Origin of the sequence: Terriglobus albidus (genome assembly GCF_008000815.1) — a bacterium.
GTDB lineage: Bacteria > Acidobacteriota > Terriglobia > Terriglobales > Acidobacteriaceae > Terriglobus > Terriglobus albidus_A.
Genome location: NZ_CP042806.1, coordinates 1,459,885 through 1,477,646, shown reverse-complemented (window position 1 = coordinate 1,477,646; position 17,762 = coordinate 1,459,885). Strand labels below are relative to the sequence as shown.

The following is a 17,762-nucleotide window of genomic DNA, read 5'->3' as shown; positions in this document are numbered from 1 at the left end:
AAGAATATCCCAAATTCCTAGCGCACTCATGACCGGCCACAGATCGAAAGTGAAACTATAACTCTATTCGTTAACAGAACGAAACTTCCCTTCCATAAATCGCTGTCGCGTGAAGAAGATAGCCTCAAAATAGAAGACGCTGCCGGCTTGACTGGACGCGTTGAAACGCCTAAAAGCGGTCCTTCGCCTCCGGCCCAGGATGACATCATCTTTTGATACGAACGCCAAAGACAGGCGCTACTTCGCCGGGACTATGCCTCCAATCGCCCAGAGCAACTGCCGGATCGCTCCTCCGAAGATCGCAAGTCCCAAAGGTACATGGATGGCCACATGATGGAGATGCCCCGCGGCGAACTCCACGACCTCGGCACTCACCAGACCGAGAGCGGCCACAGGAACCCAGAGGGGACACCGCTTCTGCAGGAACAGGGCCAGGGCAGCCAGCACCTGGCTACCGCCTAACAGTACCAGGACCTTCGCGGTAAAAGCATGAAGCACCGCGGATTTAACGTCCCCCGCCAGCATTCTGCCTGCGAACGCGGCCTGAACCAGCATGGTGATCGCACTTACCGCCAGAATGAAACGCAGGAATCTTGTCGCTATCATCTCTTGTTGCTCCTCCAGAACAAATGCCCTCGCGGCACGTGCTGTAAGGAAGACCGCCGAGAAACATAGAATGTGACAGAGACCGATTCGTTGCGAAGGCTAGTCCATGTCACGCCGCAACCCGCTCGTTTGTCTTGTATGGAGAGACGATCAACGCCGAAGAAGACCGGCCTTTGGCCAGAGATTCGGCAGAAGGAGCGGAGCAATGAGCGGCCATCAGATACCGGGACCAGAAGAATCACGGAGTGATGCTGAGGACTCCATACGGCTCGGAATGTTCGATCAGTACCGCAGCCTTCTCTTCTCCATCGCCTATCGCATGCTGGGAAGCGTTGCCGATGCGGAAGACATGCTGCAGGAGACGTTCCTGCGATGGCATGCCGCCGGCGAAGAGGATATCCGCTCGCCGAGGGCTTACCTTGTCACTATTCTGAGCCGGCTTTGCATCAATCATCTGCAATCGGCACAAGTACAGCGGGAGGAGTACACGGGCATGTGGCTCCCGGAGCCGATCGTCACCGATCCGGGCAGCGATCCCTTCCACCTCATCCGCGTGGATGAGTCGCTCTCGATGGCCTTCCTGGTCTTACTGGAACGCCTCACACCGATTGAGCGGGCCGTCTTTCTGCTGAAAGAGGTCTTCGAATACGAGCACGGCGAGATCGCAGCGATCGTCGGTCAGAGTGAGGTCAACTGCCGGCAGATTCTGAAACGGGCCAAACAGCATGTTGCGACATTGCGGCCCCGCTTTGCGGCTGCCCGGCCAGATCATGGCGCCCTGCTGGAAAGCTTTCTAAAAGCAGTTGGCACCGGTGAGATGACAGACCTGCTCAGCCTGCTGACCGAGGATGTGGTCCTGAGATCGGACGGCGGAGGCAAGGCAGCGGCTGTCCCCAATGCAGTTCAGGGCGCCGACAAGGTTGGAAGAGGCATTCTGGGCGGCATGCAGCGCTTTGTCCCAAAGACACTGGTCCAGCGGCTTGCGCGCATCAATGGAGAGCCCGGCCTGGTGACGTATTTCAATGGAGAACCATATTCCGTGGTGACCATCGAAGTGCGGGACAACCGCATTTCGTCGATCTACGTCATCACCAATCCTGACAAGCTCAAACATCTGCCGCCGCTGAAGTAGAGGCGGACTGTCACGCGCCGCTGTGCTCGCCGGTCTTATGGTGCAGAACGTGTCTGCTCATAGCAGCGGTACAGACAGGAGATTTGAGACAGTGAGAGTTGTCATTCTAGGCGCCACAGGCGGCACCGGCATGGAGTTGATCAGGCAGTCGCTTGCAGCCGGCCATGCCGTAACAGCGTTTGTCCGCAAGCCCGAACCTCTCAGAACGTTTTATGGACGGATCGATCTTCGTACCGGAGACCTGTTGCACCAGGAGACCATGGCCCGGGTACTCGAAGGACACGATGCCGTTCTCTCCGGCTTTGGGCCGCGGGTGCCGATTGCGAAGTCGGACGAACATCTGCTCAGAGACTTCGCGACCGTATTGACTGGAGCGATGCAGCAAAGCGGCGTACGGCGGGCCGTACTTATCTCGACCGCATTCCTGTTCAAAGACTCGGTCTTTCCACCTACCTATCTGCTCGGCAGGATGCTCTTTCCATCGGTTGTGAAAGATTCCGCAGAACTGGAGTCGATTGTTCAGAGCAGTGGACTCGACTGGACGATCGTACGGCCACCCCAACTTACCGACCGTCCCCGAACCGGAAGATATCGCGAGCGGATTGGCCATCTGCCACGATTCGGCTTCAAGATATCGCGAGCTGATGTCGCTGACTATTTTGTGAAAGCCCTGCCGAAGGAGTCGCTTGTGCAAACGATTGTGGGTATCAGTAACTAGGTTTTTGTTAGGGTTTTGGGGTATTCCTCACCCACCCCTGGCGTTGCGAGGGCGGGGTACCCTGGTCAAGAAAATGCGCGTAAAGCAGGTCCTTCGCTGCGCTCAGGATGACACCATTACTTAATGCCAAATGCTCTTTAGTCGAGCTCGAAGGCAATTACCTTTGGCGGGCTGGTCTTCCCTTCCACCAGGCTGGTTTCGATCACGACCTGTATGTTGTGAGATTCCCAACCTTTCGGCGCCTGTTTTGCAAAGAGGGCAAAGTAAGCAGGCGTCGTCACAAACTCTGCAGCCGAGGAATTGCCATAGGAACCAAGCCCGGCAAGGGAGAGAACGTATTGCCCCGTCAGCGGATCGTTCAGGCGGGTGATAATCGCGTAGCTTTTGGTGATGGAATTTACCGGCGCCGAAAAATCGAATGTACCCAGGGACGCGTCTCCGTTCTTGGTGTCCACCACTCCCGATACATCCGGGATTAACCTGGAGATCCGATAGCGCATGTTCGACTGAACCCGCACGGTCCACTGATTGTTGAAGCCGCCGATCAGGATGGACGGCTGCCTGCGCAGGTCGGGAAGGGTCGTGGTATCGGCAATCCTCATGTAGGGATGTTTTCCCTGCGCCCCCAGAAGGCTGGAAACGCTGACAAGAGCAGCGCCAACGTTCGGGTCAAGATGATTGCGGGTGCGAGTGACGTGGTTCCACGTATCGTTCTCAACCACCGGCTCGTGCATGATGCCGTTCAGCGTTCCGGCGCAGATGAGGATCTCGTTCTCTGAGTTCCAGAGCGGCTTCCAGAAGGAAGCCAGGTCGCGATTCTGCCTCTGCGTCTCCGACATGCGATACATGAAGAAGATGGCTGCCGCACATATGCAGGCGACAACGGCGGCAAGCAGGTATCGGCGAACCGTGAGCCTTCGATCTACTGCGGGAATCGTGGTGCCGCCGGACGTCTCGACGGGAAGGGGCGTAGCTTCGAGAACCAGTTTCGCCTTAGCTACCGCTATCTCTGACGAAGTGTTTCCATCCTCCAGCTCGGGCCAGTGAATGTGGGGGACATACGATCCCACCGGAATTTCGATCCGCAACTCGCTGCTGTGTGGGGATTCGGAGTAGTAGAGCGCCAACCGTTTGCGGAGATCGGCCATTGCCCCGCGGACGATCGGGTCAAGCGTAAGGTCATAGGTCGGCTTTCGATCGAAGACCTCGATGCCGATCACCCTCTCTTTCAGGCTCTGCATATCGCCATCGATATGCTTCTGCGTCAGAAAGGTAAGAAGGCGTTGATGGCGCTTGCTATTACGGAAATGGGAGCTGGCCAGCAGAAGATCGACCTGATGGTAGATCGCGTCAGACGCAACGCTCCTCGATGGGAAAGGGACATCGAGAACGCTTTCGGTCGATGCAGACATATCAGGGCCTTTAAAGAAGTCGGCGCCAAAGAAGTGTAACCACGTGATCAGAGTGCAGGCAACCGGTTTCGCGATACCGGCAGAAGAGGAACCGGACATACGCCTCCATCAAGATGCACCACCAGGTATCTTCACCGGGTAGGGGTTGGGAGGCTCTCGCAACTCATTGATTTCAGAGGAATGGTGGCAGGTGTGGCACATGTGCCGTACCGTCCGGCACTTACGCTCCTCTCGTTCTCTCCATAACCTTCCGCTGTTTCACCGGGAGTACGCCGACGCGACGCCAAGATAAGCCGCGCGGTGCGGTGAATAGCTTGGAGGCACAATATGACGCGACTTCTCAGGACAGGTCTGGTTGCATGGCTCCTGTCCTTCACGCTCTCCCTGATGGCCCAGGTCACCACAGCGGACCTTCTGGGGACCGTTCAGGACGTAACCGGGGCTGGTGTCGTCGGGGCCAAGGTTACGGTCACTAATCTTCAGACCAAGGACACCCGCTCGGTCGTGACCTCGGAGACCGGGGACTACACCTTTACCCTGCTTAACCCGGGCGAGTATTCGGTCACCATCGAGGCGACCGGATTCAAGACCTATCATGTGGGAGCGGTTCAACTAGCTGCCGGCGACCGCGCCCGCGTTAACGGCAAGTTAGACATCGGTGCGGCCTCAGACACAGTTACCGTGGAGGCCGGCACACCTGCGCTGCAGACCGATAGCTCAGCGATCGTAAGCGGCCTTACGGAAAAAGCTGTGCAGGATCTGCCGCTGAACGGACGCAACTTTATCAACCTGGCACAGCTTTCACCGGGAGCCACCGAAGGACCTCCAAACGGCCTGACCAGCGGAACACGTCCGGGAGATCGCCGTGCCTCCGTGTCGATCTCGGTCAACGGGCAGTCGGACGTGATCAACAACCAACTGATTGACGGTATCGACAACAATGAACGGATGGTAGGCACCATTGCTGTGCGTCCTTCCGTCGAGGCCATCGCCGAAGTACGCCTGCAGACAAATGCCTTTACGGCTGAGGTTGGCAGAACCGCAGGCAGCGTGATCAACATCATCACCAAGAGCGGGACGAATGCCTTCCACGGAACGCTCTTCGAGTTCTTCCGCAACGATAAGTTGAACGCCTATCCCTTTCAGTTCGGGGCAAGGAACGCGAAGCCGGAGCTTCGTCAGAACCAATATGGCGGCAGTTTTGGCGGCCCCATCCTGAGGAATAAGACCTTCTTCTTTGGCGATTACGAAGGGTTCAGGCTGGTGCAGGGCAATGCTCCAACCACCCTGACCGTACCCACCGCCTATCAGCACAATCACCCTGGAGACTTTACGGATGTGGGTGGCCCGCTCATCACGAGCCCTGATCCGCTCGGCATCGCCTACCTCGGCCTATATCCGTTGCCGAACGTCGGCGCCAACCAGTATGTCGGTAGCCGCAACCGCATCCAGAACACCTATACGACCGATCTGCGGATCGATCACCAGATGAACCAGAGCAACTTCTTCTTTGGCCGTCTGAGCTACAACAACGCCTACACACTCACGCCTGGCATCTTCCCGCTGGCCAAGTTTGCAGGCATTACGGTCGATCCCGGCGGTAATGCCGGCACTTTCCCCGGCCCAGCGCAGGACAACGCCTTCGGAGCACAGTTCAACTATGTGCATGTCTTCAGCCCGGCGGTAACGAATGAGCTGAAGATGGCATACTCGCACGTCCTGCTGTTATCGAATCCCCTGAACAACGGGACCAATCCGAATCAAGCAGCGGGGCAACCCAACATCAATATTGACGACAATACCTCCGGTCTGGCGCCGGTAACAGTGACAGGCGGCGCGGGTCTGGGCGGTGGCGGTGTCTTCGTTCCCGTCCTGGACAAGGACCACAACTACGCCGTCAGCGAGAGCCTGTCGTATATCAAGGGGAAACACTCGATCAAGACTGGCGTTGCACTGGTCTATCGCCGCGCTTCCAACTTCCAGAGCGCTTCGGGACAAGGAACGTGGACCTTTGCCAGTTACCAGGCGCTGGCACAGGGCATCTTCACCTCGGTCTCGCGCAGCAACGTACTCGTCTCGCCGCACTATCGTATGTGGGAGTGGTCTGCATTTGCGCAGGATGACTGGCACGCCACGGAAAAGCTGACACTGAACATGGGCCTTCGCTGGGATCGGTACAGTCCCTTCACAGAAGCAAAAGGTCTGATCGCAAACTTTGATCCGTATCAGGTTGCGATTCAGGTCGCTGGCGTCAATGGAGTGTCGAACAGCGCCGGCGTCAAGAACGATTGGTTCGACTTTGCGCCGCGTTTTGGCTTCGCGTACACCATCGGCAAGGGGACAGTGCTGCGCGGAGGCTTCGGCCTGAGCTTCTTCGTCAACAACTACAACTCAACCGCCAGCCTGCAGAACATTCCCTTCGTGGCAACCTTCGGGCCGTGCTCATCCACGACCTGCGCTTCGCCCTATACGCGTCTCGCAAACGGTCTGCCTCTGCCCGTGGCTCAGTCGATTACCAATCCAACGGGATCGATTGGCAACGCGGTCGATCCAAACTTCCGCTCGACCTATATTGAACAGAGCAATCTGACGCTGCAGCATGACTTTGCCGGAAACGTAGTGACAGCATCGTATGTAGGTATGTTCGGACGCCATGTGCGCCGTAACTTCCCCGACATCGATGCGCCTCCACCGAACACCTCATCCACGCCGAATACGCTACGCCCCTTCTACTCCCAGCTTCCGAACCTCACCGGGGTCGGCATGGTGCGGACGGATGGCTCATCCAGTTACAACGCACTCCAGTTATCGTTCGAGCGCCGCACGAAGAAAGGTCTGACGATGGGAGGCAACTATGTCTGGGCTCATGGCCTGGACAATGCTCCCGGCAACAGCGGCAACGGCAGCGCCTTCGGACCGTATCCGGGCCAGGCGAACGTGATCGACTACGGCAACTCAGACCTGGATCTGCGTCACCGTGTTGTCTTCACCATGAACTATGACCTTCCCTTTGCTCGCAATGCTAAGGGGATGGAAGGCATGCTGTTCGGCGGATGGGCTCTCAACATCCTGAACGTCTGGGGGACGGGCATGACGTATGACATCAGCAATGGTGGAACGAACGTCTCGAATACACGTCCGGGCCTGACCGGAGGCGATCGTCCGAATGTGATTGCCAACCCGCAAGTGGCAACTCCGGGAATTCAGCAGTTCTTCAATACCGCGGCATTTCAGCGGCAGGCCACCGGTACGCTTGGCCAGCCGTTGGGATATGCGACACAGCTTGTGAACGCAACCGTCGGTCCCCTGTACGAACGCCGTAACCTGCTCTATGGGCCGCATCAGCGCCATCTCGATGCATCGTTATTCAAGAACGTGAAGATGCACGAGAACGTCACGCTGCAGTTGCGGGCGGAGATGTTCAACGTCTCAAACACGACGAACTTCTCGACACCGAACTCTTCGTTTGTGACCACGGCCGCTGCGCCAACGGTGCAGACGAACGTGAACTTCGGAAAGCTTACGTCGACGGTGCCTTCTTACAATCCGCGGCTGGTTCAGTTCGCAGCCAAGCTGATCTTCTAATCCCGGCTCATCCCAGAGGCGCGCCAGGCGTAACCTGCCTGGCGCCTTCTCTGGGCCATTCACTGTGGGGCTATTCACGGAAAGGTGAATTCATGTATTTCAGCAAAGCAAAGACATTGTTTTGGATGACGACGTGTGTCGGACTGGGTGCTTCCGCGACACTTATCCATGCTCAGCCACAACGGACACCACAGACCGCCGCCAAGAAGCCCAACATTGTCGTCATCGCCCTGGACGATGTGGGCTTTGCCGATCTGGGCTGCTACGGATCGGAGATCGCGACTCCATCGATCGACAGCATCGCGAAGCATGGGGTCCGCTATACCAACTTCCAGACCAAGGCGATCTGCTCACCGACGCGGGCGGCATTACTTACCGGCCGCAATAACCAAACAGTTGGAATGGAGGATCTTCCGGATCAGGCCAGGCCCGGGGCTCCGCCGCGCTCGACCGGAATTATTCCGGCAAACGCCGAGATGCTCTCCGAAGCTCTTCGCAGTGCCGGTTACGCGACCTTTGCGGTAGGAAAGTGGCACCTTACGCCTCGCTATCAGGACGGTAAGCCGGGTAATAACTCGACGATGCCCCTGCAGCGGGGGTTCGATTTGTTCTACGGATACAAGATGGGATGGACGGACCAGTATCATCCGGAGTTGTTCGACGGAAATTCTCCGGTTCCTGATCCTTACCATCCGGGCTACTACCTCGCCGAGGATCTGGCCGAGCACGCCGTCTCTGCCATGAAGAAGAGCCAGGCCGAGCATCCGGAGAAGCCGATGTTTCTCTACCTGGCCTTCACCTTTGCGCACACTCCGCTGCAGGCGCCAAAGGAGTACATCGATCACTACAAGGAGATATATCAGAAGGGGTGGGATGTGATTCGCGAAGAGCGTTTCGCACGGCAGAAGAAGATGGGTATTATTCCAGCGGATGTGAAGTTGCCGCCAAGAGAGGCCGGTGATCCATCATGGAATTCGCTCACCGATCAACAAAAGCGTGTGTACGCGCGGTTCATGGCGACCTACGCGGGCTACATCGAACATGGCGACGCCCAGATCGGCAAAGTGCTGGCCTATCTGAAAGTGGCAGGCATCGACAAAAACACGGTGGTTGTCCTGTTCTCCGACAATGGCGCCGCGAGCGAGTCGAAGACCGGATCGTTCCATCACGCGTATCTCGATCAGACGTCACTGGCGGATATGGATGCTCATCTGGATGAGCTGGGCGGACCGACGACGCAACCTCTCTATCAGAGACCATGGGCGTATGCCGGCGGGACGCCGTTCCGGCGCTACAAGCTGTGGCCATACTTCGGCGGAACCCGGACTCCGATGATGATCGATTATCCAGGACATATCAGGGATGCGGGCTCCTTTCGAGGGCAGATGGTCGATGCGATTGATGTCGCGCCGACGCTGTTGCAGATTGCGGGGACACAGTTCCACAAGACCGTAAATGGAGTCGAGCAGATTCCTGTGGCCGGAAAGTCCTTTCTGGCAACGATCACGAGCGCGGGCGCTGCGGCGCCACGAAGCGTGCAGTTCTTCGAGATGCGTGGCAACCGTGCCATTCTTTCAGGCGACTGGCGCGCGGTGGCGATGCATAAGATGAATACGCCCTTCGATCAGGATCGCTGGCAGTTGTTCAACGTCAAAGACGACCCAACCGAATCGACGGATCTTGCGCAGGAGTATCCGAAGAAGCTGCAGGAGATGAAGGATCTGTGGCAGAAGGAAGCCGAAAAGTATGGTGACCTTCCCATGAAAGAGACACAGTTCAGCAGAGGCTTTGCCGACGCGTTTTTAGATTGAGCATCAGGGGGCTATTCAACGGTGAAATATCAGACGATTCGATCTTTGCTTGCAGCAGCTTTATTGGCGTCGTGGCTGCCACTTTGCGGCCAGACATCCGCTACACCGGAACAGCGGGCCAATCTTCTTCTCTCCAAGATGTCGGTTGACGAGAAGGTCGGCCAGTTGAACCAGGTCTTCGATTTCTCGGGACTGCCGGGAATGCCTGCGCCTGCGCAGAAGCTGGAAGATCAGGTTCGCCAGGGGCAGATTGGCTCCATCCTTTTTGTCACTGATCCGAAACGCATCAATGCCCTCCAGAAGATCGCCGTGTCGGAGGGCGCGCATATTCCTATCCTCTTCGGCTTCGACGTGATTCATGGCTTCGACACCGAGTTTCCGGTTCCAGTGGGCATGGCTGCCTCTTGGGATCCGGAGATGGCTCGCAAAGCTCAGTCGGTGGCGGCAGAGGAAGCCGTACACGCGGGTGTGCGGTGGACCTTTGCTCCGATGCTCGATATTGCGCGTGATCCCCGCTGGGGACGGATCTCCGAGGGAGCAGGCGAAGATCCATATCTCGGAGCCGCGATGGCGCGGGCACAGGTGAAAGGGTTCCAGGGAGAGCCCGGTCAGCCGCTCCGCTTTGCAGCCACGCTGAAACACTTTGCCGGATATGGAGCCGCGGAGGGCGGACGAGATTACGATGCCTCCTACATTCCGGAAGAGCTGCTGCAAAACGTCTATCTGCGTCCCTTCCAGGCGGGAGTTGAAGCGGGCGCGAAGAGCGTGATGAGCGCCTACATGGATCTCAACGATGTTCCGGCAACTGGAAATACGCATCTACTGCGAGAGATCCTCCGCGACCAGATGAAGTTCAACGGATTTGTCGTCAGCGATGCGAATGCTGTCGGCGACCTGTATACCCATGGCTTCAGCAGCGATGCCAAGGACGCCGCATTTCGCGCCGCGGTCGCCGGCGTGAATATGGATATGGGAAGCGGCACGTATCTGAAGAACCTGAAGCAGCTTGTTACCGAAGGGAAGGTCTCGGCGACGGCGCTGGACGATCTGGTGCGCCCGATCCTTGCAACGAAGTTCGCTTTGGGATTGTTTGATAGCCCTTACGCGGATGGCGATGAGTCCACGCACGCGGTCATGCTGGCAAAGCATCGTGACCTTGCGCGCGTAGCAGCGGCGAGGAGCGCAGTGCTGCTACGGAATGAAGGTGGAGTTCTTCCTCTCGCGAAGACTACTCGCCGTATCGCAGTCATTGGCCCGCTTGGGGACTCGCAGTATGACATGAACGGTCCGTGGAGCCTGACCGCCAAACCCGCCGACACCGTCACGATTGTGGCGGGAATCCGGAACAAGCTGCCCGGTGCTGACGTGCGCTTTGCCCAGGGGGTTCAGCTGCGCAAGCAGTTCCCTTCGATGTTCGATGGCCTGATCGGACCGAAGCCGGAGGCGGAGTGGGACGCAGATAAGGCAGAGGCAACGATGAAGGAAGCCCTCTCCCTGGCCAACGATTCGGATGTTGTTGTGCTCGCGCTGGGAGAGTCGGCGCTCATGGACTTCGAGTATGCCTCTCGTTCTTCCTTGGCATTGCCTGGACGCCAGCAGGAGCTGCTGGAGAAGATAGTGGCAACGGGCAAGCCGGTTGTCCTGCTGCTCTTCAGCACGCGGCCGCTCGATGTGACGTGGGCCTCACAGCATGTCTCCGCAATCATGGACTGCTACTTCGGCGGCACGGAGACAGGAAACGCCGTCGCCGATCTTCTCTTCGGTGATGTCTCGCCTGCGGGGAAGCTGCCTGTAACGTGGCCGCGAAATGCCGGCCAGATTCCGATCTATTACGCCCACAACCTCTCACACAAACCATATGGCGCTCCTGATTTCACCTCGCGCTACTGGGACCTTCCGACCGAGCCGCTCTATCCCTTCGGGTTTGGTTTGAGCTATGCAAGCTTTGAGATCTCCAATCTGCGGCTGAGCAAGAAAGAGATCCACACGAAAGATCCGGTAACAGCAGTAGTGACCGTAAAGAATGCCGGCAAGGTGAAAGCGGATGAGGTCGTCCAGCTCTATCTCCATCAGAAGTCTGGAAGCGCATCTCGTCCGGTGCGGGAGCTGAAGGGATTCCAGCGCATCACGCTGGCACCGGGTGAATCGCGCGATGTCAGCTTTGTTGTAGGGGCGGCGGAGCGGACCTACTGGTCTTCCGCTACCCATGGCTGGACGCTTGACGCGTCGGAATTCGATGTATGGGCCGGTGACAGCTCGACCGCCTCGCTGCATGACACGTTTTCCGTCGTGCAGTAGAGCATTTCTCCTAATGGTGTAGAGCGGAGTTTTGGCTGTTTGCGCCGTTTTCCGTGAAGAAAACGGCATTCACAGATTTGCCCAAAGCGACAGTATTAGGAGAAATGCTCTAATCCCTTATCCATGCAAGCAGAACGGAGCGCATCTTGAATCGCAGACAGTTTGTGGGTCTTTCCGGTGGAACAGTGATGGGGAGCATCTTGCATGCGGGAGCTAGCACGAATGCGTCTGCCGAGGCATTGGATGAGGCTGCCCAGACGGCTTCAGGCATGTCGATGAAACGTCCGAACCTCATCCTCTTTATGCCGGATGAGATGCGTGCCGACAGCCTTGCCTGCTATGGGAACTCCGTTACCAAGACACCGAACCTCGACAAGCTGGCAGCGGGCGGATCACTCTTCAAAAATTGCCATGTGCAGTTCCCCGTCTGCGGCGCCTCGCGTTGCAGCATGCTTACCGGGTGGCCGACAAGCGTACGAGGACACCGCAGCCTCTACTACTTTCTACGGCCCGAAGAACCGAACCTGTTCCGCTATCTTCGTGAGGCGGGTTATGACGTCTTCTGGTTTGGAAAGAACGATGCACTTGCGGCCCAGAGCTTTGCTTCAAGCGTGACGTACTGGGAGCAAGGGACAGACGGACGCTCCCCGGGGGCAACACGGCCAACCGATCTGACTCCGGGATCGCTTTCGATGCTCTACGGACCGGCAGGCGACAGGCGGCAGACCAGCGACTATCGCCTGCTTTCAGAAGCGATGCGCATACTTGAACGGAAAGAATCGACGAAGCCCTTCTGCATCTTTCTGCCGCTGATCCAGCCTCACCCGCCGTACACCATTCCGGAAGACTTCTACAACATGTACAACCCGTCTTCCCTGCCCGCCCTGGTACCCCCAGGACTTCAGAAGAAACCGGATTTTCACGAGGGCATTCGCGAACGTTATGGATTGAAGAAGCTCTCTGATACGGAGTTCCGGAAGATCCGCGCCGTGTATTACGGGCAGGTGAGCTACAGCGACTGGCTGCTCGGAGAGCTTCTGGAGAAACTGGAGCGCAGCGGTCGAAGCAAGGATACGGCTCTCTTTGTGATGTCGGACCATGGCGACTATGCCGGCGATTATGGGCTGGTCGAAAAATGGCCGAGCGGGCTTGAGGATTGCCTGACCCATATCCCACTCATCGCCAGGGTTCCCGGGGCGAAGCCAGGCGTGGTGTCAGACGGCATGGTCGAGTTGTACGACATCATGCAGACCTGTATCGACCTGGCAGGCACGCAAACGAACCACACCCACTTCTCTCGCAGCATGCTGCCGGTGATGGAAGGCGGCAGCGCCGACAAAGAACGAGCGGCCTTCGCCGAGGGAGGCTACAACGTGTATGAGCCGCAGTGCTTCGAGCCTGGAGGAGCCGGCGGCGGACCATACGCCGGAAAGATCGGCCTGCAGAATGAGCAACCGGTGATGGTCTCGCGTTCCGCCATGGTCCGAACGCAGACGCATAAGCTCATCCTCCGGCCACAGGGACAATCGGAGCTCTATAGCTATCGCGACGACCCGCGCGAAGAACACAACCTGTATGGCGATCGAGGAACTTCGGCGGTTGAAGCTGAGCTCACAATGAAGCTGCTCAAGCAGTTCATCAACACCACGGGTATTGCTCCCATGGATAAGGACCCGCGCGACGCTCCGCCGTTCTATCCGACCCGTACCGATCTTCCCGCCGCCAGTTGGCAGGCGAAGATTCTTGACTGAGGTGACCGCACGGAAGACCGTGTGTTAGGACTGTAGTTCAATACTCGCGCGAAACGGAGTAGTTGCCCTATGGCCAAACGGAATCTGAGGCGCCCTTTTTCTCCCCTGCTCTGCACCCTTACGGCTGCCTGCGTGGCGACTGCGATGTATGCGCAGGCGCAGGACCGGACGGTGCTTCCAATCGCGCCTCCCCCGTTTACAGGGACCGTTGGCTCCAGCTTTGCGAACTCAACGGCGGCTCCGACGCCGCCGCTGCGGGCTCCGACCGGTGCGCCGAACGTGCTGCTGGTGCTGATCGACGATGCCGGGTATGGCCAGTCCGGCACATTCGGAGGACTGGTCCCAACACCGACGCTCGATTCCCTCGCCGCACATGGATTGCGGTACAACCGCTTCCATGTCACAGCGCTGTGCTCCCCGACACGCGCGGCATTGCTCACGGGCAGGAACAATCATGCTGTCGGGATGGGAACCATCACCAATCTGGCGACCGATTTTCCCGGCTATAACGCGTCGATCCCGAAGAGCGCGGCACTGTTACCGCAGGTACTACAGATGAACGGTTACGCAACGGCTGCTTATGGCAAGTGGCATCTGATTCCGGAAAGCGAAGACAAGATCTCCGGGCCATTCGATCATTGGCCGACGCATCAGGGGTTCGATGAGTTCTATGGCTTCCTGAACGGCGAGACGGATCAGTGGTATCCGGAGCTTACCTCTGGAACACAGCCGGTCGAGATGGCGGCGCCCGCGGGACGCAAGGCTGACTTCACGTTGAACGAAGACCTGGCCGATCACGCGATTCGCTGGATCAAATCGGAGAAATCGCTCTCTCCCGAGAAGCCGTTCTTTGTCTACTTCGCTCCAGGAGCAACCCATACTCCACTACAGGCTCCCAAAGCCTGGGTCGACAAGTTCCGCGGCCAGTTCGATATGGGCTGGGACAAATATCGTGAAATTGTCTTTGAGCGCCAGAAGAAGCTCGGTGTGATTCCGAAGGATGCGAAGCTGACGCCTCGTCCCAAGGAGATTCCTGCATGGGATTCGCTTTCGCCCGATGAGAAGAAGGTCGCCTCGCGCCTGATGGAGGTGTTTGCCGGCTTTATGGCACAGACCGATCACGAGATCGGACGCGTGATCGATGCGATTCGCGATACTGGCCAGTTGGATAACACCCTGGTTCTCTTTATCGCCGGAGACAATGGCGCCAGCCTCGAAGGCGGCTTGCAGGGCACGGGCAACATCATGGGGGCGATCAACGGCGAGCGGGAGTCCACGGCAGAGATGCTCAAAATCCTTGATAAGCTTGGTGGGCCGGAGACGACACCTCACTATCCGGTGGGCTGGGCGTGGGCCGGAGACACTCCGTTCCAGTGGGGCAAGCGCATCGCCTCACATCTGGGTGGAACCCGCGATCCTCTGGTGGTCTTCTGGCCAAAAGGAATTCATGATGGCGGAGCCTTGCGGGAACAGTTTGAGGACGTGACCGACATTGCTCCCACCGTTCTGGAGGCAGCGCATATCCCAATACCCGTTGAAGTGAATGGGGTGAAGCAGCAGCGCATGGACGGCATGAGCATGCTGGCGACGTTCGCCTCGTCCAATGTGCCAAGCCAGCGAACGACGCAGTACTTTGAGATGCTGGGCAATAGGGCCATCTATCACGACGGATGGATGGCGGCCTCGCGTAGCGGCCTGCTTCCCTGGGTATACACCACTCAGCCGCCTCCGGACCCGAATCGCCAGCCATGGGAGCTGTATCACCTGAGCGAGGACTACTCCGAAGCGAACGACGTCGCTGCCAAGAATCCAGACAAAGTCGCGGAACTGGCTGTCCTCTTCGATGCGGAGGCGAAACAGAATCGTGTTTATCCGCTGGACCCGCGCTTCGGAGGACGGCAGGCGCGGCCGGAAGGCAACCACTTCAGGTACTACACCGGGACGGGACATCTGTATCTCTCGCTGACGCCCGCGTACGAAAACAAATCGCACAAGATTACGGCGTACGTGACGGTTCCCAATGGCCAGGCTAACGGGGTTCTAATGGCGGACGGCGGTGAGGGTGGGGGCTTCAGCCTCTATCTGAAAAACGGGCGGCCTACGTATACCTACAACTACTTCAAGCGGCGCATCACGACGATCGCCTCCCCTGCTCCGCTTCCTGCTGGCCCCGCCAAGATCACGCTGGAGTTCAGCTATGACGGCGGAGGCATTGGAAAAGGAGCAAACATCACGCTGCTGGTGAACGACAAGCCTGTCGCGAAGCAGCGGCTGCCGGAGACGGTACGCATGGCCTTCGCATTTGAGGACACCTTCGATATCGGCGAAGACAGCGCATCGCCGGCAGGCGATTATGAAAGCCCGTTCCCCTTCACCGGGGCGATTCAGCATATTGACCTGGATATCGAGCCGCAGCCATCCAATGCAAGCGCTGCTCCATAGGAGAATTAACCCGCGAATACGATAAGCTTCCCTCATGCGCGCTACGCTGAAAGACATCGCCGAGGCAGTTGGGGTTTCTATTGTTACCGTCTCGAAGGTGATGCGCGGCCACGGAGATATCGGTCAGGAGACCAGGAAAAAGGTTCTCGATAAGGCGAAGGAGCTCAACTTCCGTCCCAATCTGGCGGCGCGCTCCCTGGTCACCGGCAAGAGCTCCATCGTCGGCCTGGTCGTGCCGGATCTGCTGCACCCCTACTTCGTCGAGATTGCGAAATCGCTGGCGGCGACATTGCGGAAGAACGGCTATTACCTGATGCTCTCTTCCTCAGAAGAGGATCCGCGGATGGAAGAGCAGGAGGTGGAGCATCTTCTGGCGCTGCGGCTTGATGCCCTGGTGGTTGCATCCTGCGCCCCGACCGTTCCCAAACTCTTCGGTGATATTCAGGATCAGGGAACCCCCCTCGTCCTTCTGGACCGTTCCTTTGAGGGATTTCGCTGCAATTTCATTGGTTCGGACAATGCACAGATGGGACATCTCGCGACACGGCACCTCTTCTCCCTCAAACGCAAGCGGATTGCGCATATCCGGGGGCCGGAGAACTCCATCGGCCGCGGACGCTTCGAAGGCTACCTCAAAGCCTTCGAAGAAGAGGGGTTGGAGCCTAACCCCAAATACGTTGTAGGAACCTCAACCGTGGACGTCGACAGCACGGTGCAGGGCCGCGACGCGATGAAGCGTCTGCTCTCCCTGAAACCGCGGCCCGACGCCGTCTTTTGCTATAGCGACCCCATTGCGATCGGCGCCATGGATGCGATTGTGGATGCCGGACTTCGCATTCCTGAGGACATCGCGGTTGTGGGATGTGGCAACCTCCACTATGACGAGCATCTTCGTGTTCCGCTGACGAGCGTGGACCAGGGAAGCACGCGCATTGGAGTACGTGCGGCGAAAATGCTGCTCTCCATTCTGGATTCCAAGGCTGCGCCATCAGGAAAACCGACGATTCGCCGAACCATTGAACCGGCAGAGATCGTCATCCGCGAATCGACACGGCGCTGAATCGTAAAAACCATGGAGGAAAACGCTCCATTCGCTTTAACGCTAACGTTATCCTTGACATCAGGCCTTTTCATGCACATTTTCCGATTGTTGCGTCTCGTTCCGCTTCCATCCTGCCTTAACTTCACAAAGAGGACCTCGTAGTGCGCCATCTTACTCGCCGGGCATTTCTTCCCTTCGCAGCCGTTGCGCCCCGCGCTATCTCGCAGGTTGCGCAATCCGCATCTCACCATAGCGAAAGCGATCATGATGCCAATTACACGATGTGGTTTCGTTCCCCGGCATCGAACTGGATCGATGCGCTCTCGATTGGAAACGGAAGACTCGGAGGCATGGTCTTCGGCGGCGCTACAGAGGACCGCATCTCCCTGAACGAAGACACGCTGTACTCGGGATATCCCAGTGACGGCAACAACCCGGGGGCAAAGAACAAGCTGGCTGCTGTCAGGAAGGCAGTCCTGGAAGATGAGAACAATCATCTTGCCGACCAGATCTGTAAAGAGATGCAGGGGCCTTATGGCGAGGCTTACCAGCCTCTTGGTGATATGTATGTCACTCTGACTGGCGATGCAGAGAGCCATGAAGAGGTAAGGGAGTACCGCCGCGAACTGAATCTTGATACGGCGATTGCACGGACAACGTTTCGGTTAGGGAACGTGCATGTTACCAAGCAGTGCTTTGTCTCCCATCCCGATAATGTGCTGGTGATGTCGATCGATGCATCGGAGCCGGTCACCGTCACGGTGCGTCTGGACAGCCAGCTTCAGCACGTGGCCGACGTCAACGATGCTGCCTTTGTGATTCGGGGAAAGGCGCCGGTAGTCAGCAGACCGAATTACCTGAAGACTGACAATCCGATTCAGTATTCAGACGAGGCCGGCAAAGGCATGTACTTTGTTAGCGAAGCCCGCGTCCTTTCAAAGGATGGGAAAAGGGCCGCGCAGTAA

General features: G+C 57.8%; 11 protein-coding genes. 9 read left to right on the top strand and 2 right to left on the bottom strand.

The window, feature by feature from the left end:
- Positions 1 to 237: 237 nt before the first annotated feature.
- On the bottom strand, positions 238 to 606 hold the full coding sequence (locus tag FTW19_RS05855) for a hypothetical protein (protein ID WP_147646760.1): 369 nt from the start codon (positions 604 to 606) through the stop codon (positions 238 to 240).
- Between the two features lie 205 nt (positions 607 to 811).
- On the opposite strand from FTW19_RS05855, the gene FTW19_RS05850 reads away from it, so the two are divergent.
- Positions 812 to 1,738 (top strand): RNA polymerase sigma-70 factor, encoded by a 927-nt coding sequence (locus tag FTW19_RS05850; RefSeq protein ID WP_187143309.1) that lies wholly within the window; start codon positions 812 to 814, stop codon positions 1,736 to 1,738.
- A gap of 91 nt (positions 1,739 to 1,829) precedes the next feature.
- Positions 1,830 to 2,456 (top strand): NAD(P)-dependent oxidoreductase, encoded by a 627-nt coding sequence (locus FTW19_RS05845; RefSeq protein WP_147646759.1) that lies wholly within the window; start codon positions 1,830 to 1,832, stop codon positions 2,454 to 2,456.
- Between the two features lie 137 nt (positions 2,457 to 2,593).
- On the opposite strand, the gene FTW19_RS05840 is transcribed toward FTW19_RS05845, so the two are convergent.
- Entirely contained in the window at positions 2,594 to 3,967 is a 1,374-nt protein-coding gene (locus FTW19_RS05840) for a hypothetical protein (RefSeq protein ID WP_147646758.1), read from the bottom strand.
- A gap of 228 nt (positions 3,968 to 4,195) precedes the next feature.
- Here FTW19_RS05840 and FTW19_RS05835 point away from each other — a divergent pair, with 228 nt between their 5' ends.
- The 7 genes from FTW19_RS05835 (at position 4,196) to FTW19_RS26015 (ending at position 17,762) form a co-directional block, all read left to right on the top strand.
- The gene (locus tag FTW19_RS05835) at positions 4,196 to 7,453 is read left to right on the top strand and encodes a TonB-dependent receptor (protein WP_147646757.1); all 3,258 of its coding nucleotides are present in this window, start codon (positions 4,196 to 4,198) and stop codon (positions 7,451 to 7,453) included.
- A 125-nt stretch (positions 7,454 to 7,578) separates the two neighbouring features.
- Positions 7,579 to 9,264, top strand: coding sequence for an arylsulfatase (locus tag FTW19_RS05830; RefSeq protein ID WP_187143307.1), 1,686 nt, complete (start codon positions 7,579 to 7,581; stop codon positions 9,262 to 9,264).
- 21 nt (positions 9,265 to 9,285) lie between these two features.
- The gene (bglX, locus tag FTW19_RS05825) at positions 9,286 to 11,562 is read left to right on the top strand and encodes a beta-glucosidase BglX (RefSeq protein WP_147646755.1); all 2,277 of its coding nucleotides are present in this window, start codon (positions 9,286 to 9,288) and stop codon (positions 11,560 to 11,562) included.
- 146 nt (positions 11,563 to 11,708) lie between these two features.
- On the top strand, positions 11,709 to 13,313 hold the full coding sequence (locus tag FTW19_RS05820) for a sulfatase-like hydrolase/transferase (protein WP_222705537.1): 1,605 nt from the start codon (positions 11,709 to 11,711) through the stop codon (positions 13,311 to 13,313).
- 69 nt (positions 13,314 to 13,382) lie between these two features.
- Positions 13,383 to 15,755 (top strand): sulfatase-like hydrolase/transferase, encoded by a 2,373-nt coding sequence (locus tag FTW19_RS05815; RefSeq protein ID WP_246153588.1) that lies wholly within the window; start codon positions 13,383 to 13,385, stop codon positions 15,753 to 15,755.
- A gap of 34 nt (positions 15,756 to 15,789) precedes the next feature.
- Positions 15,790 to 16,815 (top strand): LacI family DNA-binding transcriptional regulator, encoded by a 1,026-nt coding sequence (locus tag FTW19_RS05810; protein WP_147646754.1) that lies wholly within the window; start codon positions 15,790 to 15,792, stop codon positions 16,813 to 16,815.
- A gap of 143 nt (positions 16,816 to 16,958) precedes the next feature.
- Positions 16,959 to 17,762, top strand: coding sequence for a glycoside hydrolase family 95 protein (locus FTW19_RS26015; protein ID WP_222705536.1), 804 nt, complete (start codon positions 16,959 to 16,961; stop codon positions 17,760 to 17,762).

Excerpts from the sequence above, each read along its gene's own strand:
- FTW19_RS05855 (WP_147646760.1), bottom strand. The coding sequence starts at position 606 with ATGATAGCGACAAGATTCCTGCGTTTCATTCTGGCGGTAAGTGCGATC.
- FTW19_RS05850 (WP_187143309.1), top strand. The coding sequence starts at position 812 with ATGAGCGGCCATCAGATACCGGGACCAGAAGAATCACGGAGTGATGCT.
- FTW19_RS05840 (WP_147646758.1), bottom strand. The coding sequence starts at position 3,967 with ATGTCCGGTTCCTCTTCTGCCGGTATCGCGAAACCGGTTGCCTGCACT.
- FTW19_RS05835 (WP_147646757.1), top strand. The coding sequence starts at position 4,196 with ATGACGCGACTTCTCAGGACAGGTCTGGTTGCATGGCTCCTGTCCTTC.
- FTW19_RS05830 (WP_187143307.1), top strand. The coding sequence starts at position 7,579 with ATGACGACGTGTGTCGGACTGGGTGCTTCCGCGACACTTATCCATGCT.
- FTW19_RS05815 (WP_246153588.1), top strand. The coding sequence starts at position 13,383 with ATGGCCAAACGGAATCTGAGGCGCCCTTTTTCTCCCCTGCTCTGCACC.
- FTW19_RS05810 (WP_147646754.1), top strand. The coding sequence starts at position 15,790 with ATGCGCGCTACGCTGAAAGACATCGCCGAGGCAGTTGGGGTTTCTATT.